At 59.7% G+C, this 13,096-nt stretch carries 12 protein-coding genes; all 12 read left to right on the plus strand.

Annotated features, from left to right (window positions below; translation table 11 throughout):
* The first annotated feature begins 372 nt into the window (after window positions 1-372).
* Window positions 373-771, plus strand: coding sequence for a hypothetical protein (locus AC3FOF_RS38010; RefSeq protein WP_488729558.1), 399 nt, complete (start codon window positions 373-375; stop codon window positions 769-771).
* Window positions 772-1,056: 285 nt separating this feature from the next.
* Window positions 1,057-1,824, plus strand: coding sequence for a class I SAM-dependent methyltransferase (locus tag AC3FOF_RS38015; protein ID WP_488729559.1), 768 nt, complete (start codon window positions 1,057-1,059; stop codon window positions 1,822-1,824).
* A 345-nt stretch (window positions 1,825-2,169) separates the two neighbouring features.
* A complete protein-coding gene (locus tag AC3FOF_RS38020) occupies window positions 2,170-2,667 on the plus strand; it encodes a CzcE family metal-binding protein (RefSeq protein ID WP_488729560.1) in 498 nt (165 codons plus the stop codon).
* 129 nt (window positions 2,668-2,796) lie between these two features.
* Window positions 2,797-3,036 (plus strand): hypothetical protein, encoded by a 240-nt coding sequence (locus AC3FOF_RS38025; protein ID WP_488729561.1) that lies wholly within the window; start codon window positions 2,797-2,799, stop codon window positions 3,034-3,036.
* A gap of 261 nt (window positions 3,037-3,297) precedes the next feature.
* Window positions 3,298-3,864, plus strand: a complete 567-nt coding sequence (locus AC3FOF_RS38030; RefSeq protein ID WP_488729562.1) for a phasin family protein — start codon at window positions 3,298-3,300, stop codon at window positions 3,862-3,864.
* A gap of 1,497 nt (window positions 3,865-5,361) precedes the next feature.
* A complete protein-coding gene (locus tag AC3FOF_RS38035) occupies window positions 5,362-6,585 on the plus strand; it encodes a DUF3440 domain-containing protein (RefSeq protein WP_488729563.1) in 1,224 nt (407 codons plus the stop codon).
* Window positions 6,582-7,034 (plus strand): GNAT family N-acetyltransferase, encoded by a 453-nt coding sequence (locus tag AC3FOF_RS38040; RefSeq protein WP_276266751.1) that lies wholly within the window; start codon window positions 6,582-6,584, stop codon window positions 7,032-7,034. The genes AC3FOF_RS38035 and AC3FOF_RS38040 overlap by 4 nt, the downstream gene beginning before the upstream one ends.
* Window positions 7,012-7,656, plus strand: a complete 645-nt coding sequence (locus AC3FOF_RS38045; RefSeq protein WP_276266752.1) for an IbrB-like domain-containing protein — start codon at window positions 7,012-7,014, stop codon at window positions 7,654-7,656. Before AC3FOF_RS38040 ends, AC3FOF_RS38045 begins: the two co-directional genes overlap by 23 nt.
* Before the next feature lie 853 nt (window positions 7,657-8,509).
* Window positions 8,510-9,403 (plus strand): EAL domain-containing protein, encoded by an 894-nt coding sequence (locus AC3FOF_RS38050; RefSeq protein ID WP_488729564.1) that lies wholly within the window; start codon window positions 8,510-8,512, stop codon window positions 9,401-9,403.
* 221 nt (window positions 9,404-9,624) lie between these two features.
* A complete protein-coding gene (locus tag AC3FOF_RS38055) occupies window positions 9,625-10,164 on the plus strand; it encodes a fimbrial protein (RefSeq protein WP_488729565.1) in 540 nt (179 codons plus the stop codon).
* A gap of 152 nt (window positions 10,165-10,316) precedes the next feature.
* Complete coding sequence (locus AC3FOF_RS38060) at window positions 10,317-11,027, plus strand: fimbria/pilus periplasmic chaperone (protein WP_488729570.1); 711 nt, start codon at window positions 10,317-10,319, stop codon at window positions 11,025-11,027.
* A 91-nt stretch (window positions 11,028-11,118) separates the two neighbouring features.
* A partial coding sequence (locus AC3FOF_RS38065) for a fimbria/pilus outer membrane usher protein (protein WP_488729566.1) occupies window positions 11,119-13,096 on the plus strand: 1,978 nt, incomplete at its 3' end.

Here is a 13,096-nt window from a genome sequence, read left to right on the forward strand (position 1 = left end):
CTAATCAGAGCGTCGTCGCCACAATGGCGCTTACGGTTCTCGCGGCCACTGAACACCGGCACGCGCCTGTCGATTGCCCACCGGCACGCCGACGCGAGATAGCCGCAGCGTGATGCTAATCAGGCAAAATCCGCATGCCCTCCGTCGCACAATGCGTCGCTTCTTGGCTTCCTTCTCATGCTTACCGTGACGCCGCCGTGGGTTAGCAAGAGTCCACGGCACCCGTCACAGCGCTACTGCTGCGACTTGAGCCGCGGCGGCTTCGACTCGGGAGGGTCGCCGAGTCTGTCATGTCCCCGTCATTCGACTGACAGGCGGCTTCTATAAACTCCGCAATCAATTGATGCTTGATGCCGCCGGATGAGAAGACTGTTGCGCTACCTGTCGCTTTGGCTCGTTGTATTTGCATTGCCAATTCAGAACGTTGGCGCGGTGGCTACCCTTTCGTGCGACGAACTGACCGTGCTGCGGCAGGGCTCTGCTCTCTTCGCAACGCTCACCACCATCCACGCCGCTGGCAAGGCGAGCGCCGACGAGACTGACGCACACTGCGATACGAAGTCGCATCACTGTCCGGCAAGCAAGGAACGCGGCAAGGCGCGCGGTTGCCATGCTTGTTCTGCCTGCTCGGCAGCCTTGACACTAGCCATCTTTGTCTTCGCGGGAACGCAAGCGTTACCAGCGAACGGCATGCTGCCTGCATCGCTCCTCTCGATATTTGCCAGCACAACGCCCGAGACGTTGCTGCGCCCGCCTTCCCGCCATCTCTGACGCCGCCCACGCGGTTTTGGGGCGGCTACCTCCCACGTTCGTAGATATCGTCCTTCGGCCTATGACTGAAGGCGAAACACACCTGCCTGCTCGTCCATGCACGATGGCAATGCAGGGTAACTATGGTGCGGCGTGCGATCTGACAGTCGCGCTCGCACGATATCGGAGACAGCGATGCGCATCTGTAATCAATGTAAGGCCCCGCTCAAGATTGACGTGTGGGCGTGCACCGCGTGCGGTTGGCAGCCCCGTGTTCTTGCCGGCATGCTCTGTCTGGCACCCACCATGATGGTTGACCATGATGGCTTTCACGAGCCGCTCTTTGTCGAATACGAGAAGCTAGAAGCGACACACTTCTGGTTCGCCTATCGCCGCAAACTGATCCTGGATGCGCTGCAGCGCTACTTTCCGAACCTGCGCTCGTTCATGGACGTCGGTTGCGGGACCGCAGAGAACCTGCGGGCGGTCCAGGCCCGGTTTCCGCGTGCTCGCCTGGTGGGCGGCGAGGCATCGTTGCGCGCGCTGAAGACGGGGCAGCGCAAATGCAAAGCCCTGTTTTTGCAGATGGATGCCCGTGCAATTCCCTATAGCGGCGCCTTCGACGTCCTGGGGGCGTTTGACGTCATCGAACACGTCGAGGAAGATGCCCAGGTCTTGGCCGAGATGTATCGTGCGTGCAGGAACGATGGCGGGATCGTATTGACAGTACCCCAGCATCCGTCGCTGTGGAGCCATGTGGACGATGCGGCCAAGCACAAGCGGCGCTATACCCGCCAAGAACTGGTGAAGAAAGTGGAGGCGGCCGGGTTCGAAATTGTGGCCGTCACCTCCTTCATGACGCTGCTGCTGCCCGCGATGGCCATCTCCCGGGTGTGGCAGCGCGCCAAGCCGCCCGGCGATGCCATGGACGACGGGTTTCGCATTGGGTCGGCCATGAACGGCGTGCTAGGGGGTGTTTGCACCCTCGAGCACAACCTGATACGCGCCGGCTTGCGCTTCCCGGCAGGCGGCTCGCTGCTGCTGGTGGCCAAGAAGAAGGGCTGGACTTCGTAGCGGGAACGCAATACCACGCGTGGGCTGCGGAGTTTGGCGTCAACGACGAGAACTCCGCGGGCCGCGTTTCAATCGATCGCCTGGCACACGTCTGTGGCGCGAGAGCGGGCGCACCACCTTGAGTTGTTACGGGTTGCCTTGGCTTGTGCCACCACGGCAGCGTCGCGGGCGGGCCGACGCCCTCGTCTTCTGGCAACGGAGTTTCTTGACCTTGATCCCGCCGACGTACCCATTTCTGGGGAGACGGAGGATGCGGGGAGCTTACGTGGATGTAATTCCCAGGTAACGTCCGCGTGAGTGTTGGCTCCCTATCATGACACTTAAGAGGTTACACCTCGAAACGTTATGGAGCGCATCATGAACACCAGGAAGACCGTCTCTACCGCAATGGCGCTGTCGGCCCTTTCCATTCTTCTGAGTCCCCCTGCGTGGAGCACGGACCAGACCAGAACCAATGCCGGGGACAACTGGGCAGATCACGTGCGGCGGCAAGCCGCCGAACCAGCCGGCACGCCGGCACCCCGCACCGTTTCCGGCGCGGCGCCCACGATGACCGCGGCGCAGTCCGTTACGACATTGGGGCCGCAAGCGGCGCTCTTCGGTAGCCTGGCGCCGGCGAACACGGCCGCGCGCGCGGTGACGCTCGCCCCGGGCCTGAAGTATGTCAATGTAGCGTCGGGCGACACGGTGACCTTCCGCAGCGGCGCGCAGGAGGCCACCTGGACATTCGCCGAATTCATTCACGGCAAATCCGTGGATCTTGGCGTCCTGTTCCCGGCTATGCCCAACGCTCAAGGCGTGCGCGTCTATATCGAGCGTAGCAAGCTCTATACGGCTGGCTAATGAAGGCCAGATCGCCAGGAGTACCAACATGACACATTTGTAATTCTATCGTCAGGCCCTGGTGGGGCACATCTTTCTACACTGCAAGTGCAGGCTCACTGAGCCACTATCGAAACAAGGAGTAATAGAATGCGTAGTTTGAAGAAAACTGCTCTGGTGGCACTGATCGTGGCGACCCTTGGCGGCGTCGCGGGCATCGCGAATGCTGGCGTCAATTCGCCGCGCGATCCCTTTACCGTTGGGGGGCACGCGATGGGCACGCGAGACCCGTTCACCGACGGTGGTCACGCGATGGGCACCCGTGATCCGTTCACGGATGGTGGTAACCACACCGCGGGCTCTCGGGATACCTTCAGCGACGGCGCCTAAGAATTCATTTCACGATGAAGGCTCCTCGCGCTGAAGGGTGCGCCAGCAAATGAGGCAGTGTCGTTACGGTTCGCCCCGGTCAGGATGACCGCGATCGGCGTGCCGCTGGCGTCGGTTCGATCAGTGCCCAACAGTTCGTCGTCGATGATAGGCTTGCCATCCCGTCTCTCCTGTCGTCACAACGGACGGGGTTAACAGGTTCGCCTTCAAGTTAGCAATGCCCAGCTTCTCTTTTTGAAACAGGTTCTAAGGAGATGAAAGATGAATCAGTTTTCCCCAGAGAAAATCGTGGAAGCGCAAAAGGCAAGTTTCGAAACCTTGGCTAGTCTGACGAGCAAGGCCTTCGATGGCTTTGAGAGACTGCTTGAGTTGAATCTCCAAACCATGAGGTCCACGTTAGCAGAGACACGGGAAGGCATGAAGCGGGCCTTGTCGGTCAAAGACCCACAGGAGTTGATGGCACTGCACGTCGAGCTACTGCAACCGATAGCTGAAAGGTCCTTGTCATATCGCCGCCATTTTCGCGAGATCGCGGCATCGACAAGGGCCGAGTTCGACAAGCTCGCCGAAGCCCACTACGAGGCCAACAAGCGTGGAGTCCAGAGCCTAGTGGAAAGCGTTGGAAACGCAGGGCCTGCGGGCTCCGAGGCGGTGTTCGCTGCCGTGCAAACCGCTATCAAAGCAACCACTACGTTGTACGAAACCGTGCAGTCGACGACCAAGCAAGCGGTACAGGTTGCCGAGAACGGTTTCGATACCGCTGCAGATGCGGCGACCAGGGCCGTGCGGCATCGTACGGCGCAGACGTCCCGGGTAGCTAAGGCGTAACTCGCTACGGAATGCGCAGTTCCGTATATCATTGCGTGCTGCGGAAGAATAAGAGACTTGAGACATGCTGTTGGCCGGCCGCGGGGCGGGGACGTCTCGCGCTTTCGCAACTTGGTTGCTGCCCAACACGCAGACCTGCGCATTGGAGGACATCGCAATGATGATCGTGGCGCAGGACCATTTCGAGTCAGCGCACCTGCAGAAAGGAGCGAAGACCGGTGGCAACGGAATATGGAGCCGCTGTTGTGCCCTCCAATGAGGGCGAATGAGAACACGCCGCAGCGTCCGTGCCGGACCGCTGCGAAAAGCCATCCCCGAATGGGAAGAGATGAAATTCCTCTAACCCTGCCGGAGGTGGCATCGGCTTGCAGCGGCCGCATCGCAGATGATACTCGGAGATGTCAGTCAACTAGCCGACTGAGGATATCTCCCGAGATGACAAACACGAAGTCCCTGCAGCTTCAAGCCAAGGCCCTCGCCGCCACGCTGGCCGGCACACCTAGACAGAATGTATTGACCTGCCGCACCTCAAGCGGCGTGGATTAGGCTTGAGGTGGCTCGCATGCGGGCTACCGCCAACGGACAAAGGCCCGACACCTGAATTTCCCACCCGCGCCCCGCGAAGGATTGCTGCAGGAGATCCTGCATTTCTGCGCGGATACGCATCTGCTCGAGTGCCCGCCAGAAGACGGGTGCCGTCCACAGGCGATAGCGGACATGCTGGGCGCCCGCTATCCGCGCTACGCACGACGCAGGGCGTCGTCGCACCGCAAGCGATGAGTTTTCAACTGTCCATTGGGCCCAGCCCCTCTTTCCTGGGAGCGAATGCCATCTCGTAGAGGCGGCAATGCGTTGGATACTCCGGTTCATCGCGGTAGGAATGCCCATTACTTGACACCCCTCGCACAGATCCCGGCGTGCCCAATTCAGGCATCGGGCTCTCACCTTGGATGTTCGACGGTGAATCTGTCGCCGGGCCATGGATGAAGGCTTCGAGGTTTCAGGAGCCAGTCATCGGCGAGTCAGGCCATCGGCGCCCGCGTCATGGCATCTTTCTGGCTGCATCGCCGCAGCGAGCGCCGGCAAAGATTGGTGACGCGATAGCGAAATGCCACGGGCGCCCGAGACTTCGTTGCAAGCGCGTGATACGCCAAGTAGCCGCTTACCATTGTCTGAGCGAGTGCCCTTGGATGGGTATTGGTTCATGCATGCACCGCCATAACTGCGTCCGCCTTCTCGAAAGTATCGGTACATATGCCTCAATCGCCACCTCCTTGCAGAATAACACGCCTATGCGTCAGCATGGCCTTCGATTGTTGGCAGCCCACCCATGGTCATCAAACCAGGAACACAAAGATTTTGTAAGCGTTTGTAATACGAGTAACGTTCCGTTATTATTGCGTCAGGAGTTGACGAACCTGTCCGGGCCGTGCCGCATTCGAGCGCCCGCTTACATTGGTCGCCTCGACTCGGGTCGATGCGACGTACGGGGTGATAGTGACGAAGCAGTATTACGACATCAATGTCTATGAAGCCGCCAAATCCCGGATACGGCTGATCTTCGAGCACTTCGAACAGATCTGCGTGGCGTTTTCCGGAGGCAAGGATAGTTCCGTCACATTGCACTTGGCGCTCGAAGTCGCTCGAGAAATGGGGCGCCTGCCCATTCATGCTCTGTTTGTCGACTTGGAAGGGCAGTATCGAACCACCATCGAGCACGTCACGGAGATGTTCAACCGTGACGACATCCGCCCATGGTGGATCTGTCTTCCGATCAACCTACGCAATGCGTCCAGCGTTCACGAACCCTTCTGGTGCGCCTGGGAACCAGGGCGCGAGGCTGATTGGGTCCGCCCCCTGCCCTCCCACCCATCGGTCATCAGCGATCAGGCATTCTTCCCCTTCTATCGCTACCGCATGGAGTTCGAGGAGTTCATCCCCGCCTTCAATGAGTGGCTGGCCCGCGACAAGTCCACCGCCATTCTGGTTGGTATCCGCGCCGACGAATCCCTGAACCGTTATCTAGCAGTAAAGCGAAGCGCCAAGATCAAGAAGCGAGCGTGGGCAGTTCCTGATTCGCAAACGCCGATCCAGTGGAGTTCGAGGAACAACTCCGACAGCCGGGCTGTTACGTTCTTTCCAGTCTACGACTGGCGCTTCGAAGACCTGTGGCGTTATGTCGGCGAGCATGGCGTGGCCTATAACCGGCTCTATGACTTGATGTATCTAGCCGGAGTCCCGTTTTCACAGATGCGCATCTGCCAGCCCTATGGCGACGATCAGCGAAAAGGCCTGGATCTGTTCCACCAGATCGAGCCCGATACTTGGTTTCGTCTGGCTCTTCGCGTGGAAGGTGCGAATTATGCCGCCCGCTACTGCCGTCAGCGATTGCTGGGGTACCGAGGCGGACTCGGGCTCCCGCCGACCTTCAGTTCGTGGAAACAGTACAGTCATTTTCTCCTCGCCAGCCTACCCAAGCCGCTACGCGACGTCTACGGACGGCGCATCGCGCGCTTCGTCCACTGGTGGGCGCAGCACGACTACCCTCTTGAGCGCTGGCCAGACGCCGGGATACCCGCCTTGGAAAACAAGAAAACCCAGCCTTCCTGGCGTCGTGTCGCCCTGGCGCTGCTCAAGCAGGACATGGCGCGCTCCCTATCTTTCGGCTTCGCGCGTCGTGACGTCGATATGCTGGCCTCCGCGGCAGGAGGCGCGGAATGAAACCATTTGTCGATTACGAATTCATGGACTTGCGTTCATTTGACGATGAGGCATTGTTCTTCGCTCTCATGGGGCGCTTCTTTGCTAGCCCGCGCGTCCGCCGCGATTGTGGTGGGTATCCATTGAACGATGGTCCGTTGTACCGTTGGTTCGTAGCCCTTCGCAGGGCCGACAGGCGCGTCGCAGGATTCATCAGTATTGAGGAGCAACCAGATGTCGTTCGGATACGCGACGGCTACGTACGCCCCGAGGCGCGCGGTCGGGGACTGTTCGGGGAGTTGCGCCGAAGAGTACTGATACACATCGAAGCGTTGGGAGTGTCAGCGACGACTCGCGTGCCGGAGCCATCTGTCCGCTACTTCGAGCCTCATGGATTTTGCATTCGCAGCACCCGCGGTCAATGGGTGATGCTGGAGAAAGCGGCTCATGTCTCTTGCCATGCCGAATAAGAGCAATCTGACCGCTCGCGCGGCGTCCCTTTTTCGGGAACTCGATGATTTGCCTCTCGCCGAGAAAGTCGAGGTCATCAACACGTTACGTCGTCTCCTGCATGCCCACAGCCCCTTCGTCGGCGAGCCCACGGACTGCGTGCAATGGGTCACGGGGGATTTGGTTCAAGGCAATGACTACAATCCGAATACGGTTGCACCAGCCGAAATGCGTCTACTTGAATATTCAATCCGCGCTGACGGATACACCCAGCCTATCGTGACCCACTGTTTGCAGGGCCGTCATACTGTTGTCGACGGATTTCACCGTCAGCGCGTGGGCAAGGAATCTGCAGATATTCGCTCCAGGCTGCATGGCTATCTGCCCATCGTCACAATTCGCGAGAGCCGCGGCGACGCCAAGGACCGGATTGCAGCAACGATTCGGCACAATCGCGCCAGGGGAGTCCATGCGGTATTGCCGATGACCGACATCGTAGCCGTGCTTCTGTGCAAAGGCTGGAGCGATGCCGACGTAGCCAACGAGCTCGGAATGGACAAGGATGAGGTGTTTCGTTTTAAACAGGTTTCCGGCCTACCCGAACTCTTTCGCGACCACGAGTATTCGAAATCATGGGAGTAGAACAGGCCGTCAGGAGAGTCTCGTCTGTCGCGTCCACTCAGGCATTCGCTCTCGCGCACTCGCATTGGGCGAGAAGGCATTGACCGTCTCATCGCGCACACGTCTAGCCCACCTTCTTGATTTCAACCGACGCCATCAAGGCCGCCAACTTCCCGCCCGCGCCCTGCCCACAAAAGCGTACATGTCACTGAGCGGATCGGCAGTCTTGCCCGGGGACCGACTAGCATCTCAGCGAGTTGATCTGCACGTCCGGCGAGCGGGGGAACAGCGCAGGTAGGCAATATGCGAGCCCCCCCAAGATTGCCGCATACCTGGAGGCGGATGTAGCGCGGTTGTCCATCTAGAACATACCGACGCTCGTCAAGCTCGTTTTCAAAGGCGGTATTGACTCCGTCGAATTCCCAGCTGAAATTGAATAACTGTTACAAAATATGTGCGTATATGAGATATTTTATGCGCTCACTTAGGCTTGGTTATTCATACAATAACAATTTACAAAAAAGCGGGAAAACCACCTAGACGTAGCCTTCCCGCTTCGCGTTCCCGACGCATACGGACGTCTCTGCACATTGAGAACGGACTCAATTATCATTAGACACCACTCCGACCTGATCTCGGATCCTCTCGGTCATAATCCTCCCCAACAAATATACCCGACAGCACCTGCTGGCATCGCGTAGCACCGCATATCAATGATTAACGGCCATTGGAGCCGAAGTCTATGGTGCATGCACACGCTGCGCATGTGGGTCGGAGCGTTCGATCCAGATAGATTTCATCTCGAACCAATTGATTGGGGGAGCCGAATTCGCACTCTCTTATTATCCATTGACGGAAAAGATGGATAAAGCGCATGAAGAACTTGGAAATACAGGGGAACGGGATGGTACAGGGCGCCGGTAATATATTTCTTGTCGACGGCTCTCGAGCCGGCATTCGGGAAGCCGGCATTCGGGCCATTGTAAAACGCGTGCATGAAGGATTGATCGCAGAGCAATTCGGCCTCGTTTTTCAGCCAATATGGCGCGCGAGAAATGCCTCTGTCACCAGCGTAGAGTGTCTGCTGCGCTGGCACCACCCGACTTACGGGGTGCTGCTGCCCGGTGCGTTTCGTCACGCATTCTCTGATGAGGCACTTGCGCGCGAGACCTTCTATTTTGTTTTTGAGTCCGCCTGCAGGGAATTGGCTGTCTTGGAAAAACGAAATCAAAAAATTCCAACCCGTATTGCCGTCAATATGGAGCCGTCGGTGTTGGTCGATGAGAGATTGATCGAACGGATTACGGCGATCACGGGGCATTATCATGTGGACCCCGGCAGATTCGACTTCGAGATTATCGAGACGGAAGACGCTTCGACACTGCTTTCGCTGAGGGAGTTTACGGATCCTCTGAAAGGACTTGGGATTCGCCTCATGTGCGATGACTTCGGCTCTGCCTATCCGCCCTTTTCAGCATTAAGTTCTATGCGAATTGACGGAGTAAAACTCGACAAATCCTTCCTTCGAGGAATCCCGACCGATGAGCGAAGTTGCATTGTTCTTGAGGCACTTCTCGATCTGTGCGCGAGATTGCAACTTCGGGTAGTCGTTGAGGGGGTTGAATCCGGAGCGCAACTCGAATGGCTAACCGCGCGCGGGGACATCGAAGTCCAGGGGTTCTATATCGGGCGCCCGCAGGCGCAGATCGGGGAAGTCTATGCACATCTGCCTCGGGCTGTTTTGTCTGATAAGCGTGCTGGAAACTAGGACACTTTTCTCCTCCTGGCGATGAATTACGGAGGATGTCGTCCACATCTCAGAATTACCGCTCTGGATGGGAAATCATTGAATACCATCTCTTGAGTTTGCAAAGGACCTTTTTGCTCTATTTATTTACGGGCGAAATTGTGAAGTAGTTGCGTGCCTCGGCGATAAATAGGCCGCCTGCATGCTTTCTTTGGTTTCATTCTTCTCTTTGAGGTTCACCCATGAAAACGAAGCTGTTGTCCACCATGATCGCCGCCGGCGTCATCGCAATCTCCCAGAATGCGCTGGCAGCCGATGGCACCATTACCTTCAACGGTAATATCACTGCGCAGACCTGCACCATCAACGGCAACGGTGGGGGCTCGAACAACTTCACGGTCACGCTGCCGACCGTATCGAGTTCGACCCTGGCCACCGCCGGGCAGACGGCCGGTCGTACGCCGTTCAACATCGCGCTGACGAACTGCACGCCGAACTCGGGCAACGTGCACACCTTCTTCGAGGCGGGCGCGACCACCGACAGCACGACCGGCAACCTGATCCTGACCGCCGGTGGCGCCACCAACGTCCAGCTGGGCCTGCTGAACTCGGACGCCACCGCGATCAAGGCAGGCTTCGCCGACGCGTCGCAGAACTCGAAGTCGGTTGCGATCACCGCCGGCTCCGCCACCCTGTCGTACTTCGTGCAGTACGTCGCGACAGGTGTAGCTACCGCCGGCGCGGCGAACTCCAGCGTGCTCTACACCATCGCCTACCAGTAAGTCGGCGTCCGCCGACCATTGAGGCACCGGTACGCTGAAATGCGGAGCGGCCCCAGTGGCCGCTCCGCCTTCCAGGTACCTCATTCGTTTCCACTTGCGAACCCATGAAGCATTCGATCACGAAGCGCTTGATCACAGGGCTAGGTGTGTTCATGTTGCTCTGCCCGTTATCCGCCTCGTCCTCTGTCGTCATTGCCGGAACGCGGGTCATCTATGACGCACGAGAATCCGAAGCCGTGATCAAACTCAGCAACGAGGGCAAGGCCCCGGCGCTGGTGCAGGCATGGATCGACGACGGTAATGCGAAGGCCGCGCCGGCGGAGATTGCCGTACCGTTCACCGTGACCCCGCCCGTGTCCCGTATCGATCCCAGCAAGGGGCAGACGCTGCGCATCCTCTATACGGGCGAACCACTGCCTCCGGACAGAGAGTCGGTGTTCTGGCTCAACGTCGTGGAAATACCACCCAAGCCCACCGGCGACGAGGCCGAAGTCAATCGCCTGCAGTTCGCGTTCCGATCGCGCATCAAGCTGTTCTACCGCCCCGCCGGCCTCAAGGGCAGCGCAGGCGAGGCCCCGGCCCAGATTGCGTGGCGCCTGGTCAACGCCAACAAGCGCCAGGCGCTCGAAGCGCGCAATCCCACTGCCTATCACGCTTCCTTCAGCGCGCTGGAAGTCACCGCAGGCGGCAAGACCGCGCGCTTTGACGATGGCGGGATGGTCGGCCCCGGCGAAACGAAGGTCTTCCCACTTTCGGGCGAGCTAAGCGCTGGCGCGCCAGGCCGCATGCGTTACCAGGCCATCAACGACTATGGTGGCCCGATGGACGCCGAGATCGACCTCGGAACCGCGCCTGCTCAGTGATCCAGCGACTAATCCAGTGATGGAACAGGCCGGGACATGTCCGCTTCCAGCGGCATCCACGCCCCACGCCCGATACTTATTAGTAGGGACGATGCAATTACAGAGATCGAAGTCGCACACCTTCCGCTTGAGCCCGATCGCTGCGATGCTTTTCTGCCTGTTCGCCGGAGCGGGCGCGACGGCCGCCAGAGCCGGCCAGCCAGGTCCCGTCATGGTGGCGGAAGTCGAGTTCAACGACCAGTTCCTTCGCCAGACCGGCGGCGGGCGCATCGATGTGAGCCGGTTCAACAAAGGCAACGTGGCCCTGCCGGGAACCTATCGCGCGGATCTCTACGTCAACCAGACCTGGCTGGGGCGCGCCGAGGTTTCCGTGCGGCAGATCGGCAATGACAGCCGCAACGTGCAGCCCTGTTTCGACCGTGTCCTGCTCGAACGTGTCGGCGTCGACCTGGTCAAGCTCCTTCCGGAAGCAGCGAACCGCCTTGCCGACGGTCCATGCGCGCCGCTGCCCGAACTGGTGAATGCCGGTACAGCAGAGTTCGACAACGGAGAACAGCGACTCGACATCAGCCTGCCGCAAGCCGCGCTCAAGCGCAGGGCCCGCGGCTATGTCGAGCCGCAGTACTGGGACGAGGGAATCACCGCCGCGCGTCTGCAGTACAACGCGAATGCCTATCGTTCTTCCAGCCTGGGGCAGTCCACGTCGTTCGCCTATATCGGTCTCAACGCCGGTGTCAACGTGGGCGCATGGCGTTTCCGGCACCTCGGCAACCTGAGCCATGACAACCAGGCCGGTACCCACTATCAGAGCGTGCAGACCAGCCTGCAGCGCGGCATTGCCGCCATCCGCAGCCAGGTCATCCTCGGCGATGCATTCACCGACGGTACCGTATTCGACAGCATCGGCTTTCGCGGCATGCAACTGGCGAGCGATGACCGGATGTACCCGGAGTCGCAGCGCGGCTACGCTCCCACCATCCGGGGCATCGCCAACACCAGCGCCCGCGTGCAGGTCCGCCAGAGTGGCAACATCATTTACGAAACCACGGTGGCCGCTGGCGCCTTCGTCATTGACGACCTGTACCCCACCGGCTACGGCGGCGACCTCGAAGTGGTCGTGACCGAGGCCGACGGCAGCGTGCGCATCTCGAAGGTGCCCTATGCGGCGGCGGTCAATTCCTTGCGTCCGGGCATCACGCGCTACCAGGTCACCGCCGGCCAGTACCGGAACCCCATCGCCCGTAGCACGCCGAAGATGGTGCAGGCCACGGTGCAGCACGGTTTTACCAATATGCTGACCGGCTATGGCGGCCTGCTGGCGGCCCAGGATTACACCGCAGTGGCGCTTGGCGGAGCCCTCAATACCGCCTTTGGCGCGCTCGGCATGGACGTCACCCAGGCTTGGGCGCGCTTCGAGAAGCAGCCGGACCGCAACGGATACAGCGTCCGTCTCCTCTACAGCAAGCTGCTGGAGCCCATCGGCACCAACGTCACCCTGGCGGCCTACCGCTATTCCAGCAGGGGCTACCTGAACCTCGCCGATGCCGTCATCCTGCGAGACATGGAACGCGATGCCAGAGGCCTGGCCATCAGCGGCGTCCAGCGCAATCGCTTGCAGTTGACGTTGAACCAGGCGCTGCCGCCAGGCTACGGATCGATCTACCTGGCGGGCAGCACCCAGAACTACTGGAGCCGCTCCGGCAACGACACCCAGTTCCAGCTCGGCTACAACAACAGCTACCGGCGCATCAGCTATGGCATCTCGGTGTCCCGCCAGTTCGACCTCACAAGGGGCCGCTGGGACAACCGCATCCTGCTCAACGTCGGGATTCCGCTGGGGGATGGCCAGCATGCGCCATATTCCTTCACCAGCCTGCAGCACGACACCCGCGGCGCCCAGAGCATCCAGCAATCGGTCATGGGCTCGCTGGGGGCCGACAATGCGTTCACCTACGGCATGAACGTGGGCCACAGCGGTGGCGGTGATACCCGCGATGTCACCAGCGTGGGCGGCAATGCCTCCTATGTATCGCCCGTCGCCTCGGTCAACGTCAACGCGAGCCGGAGCA

The sequence above is a fragment of the Cupriavidus sp. 96C5-1 genome, from assembly GCF_057798855.1.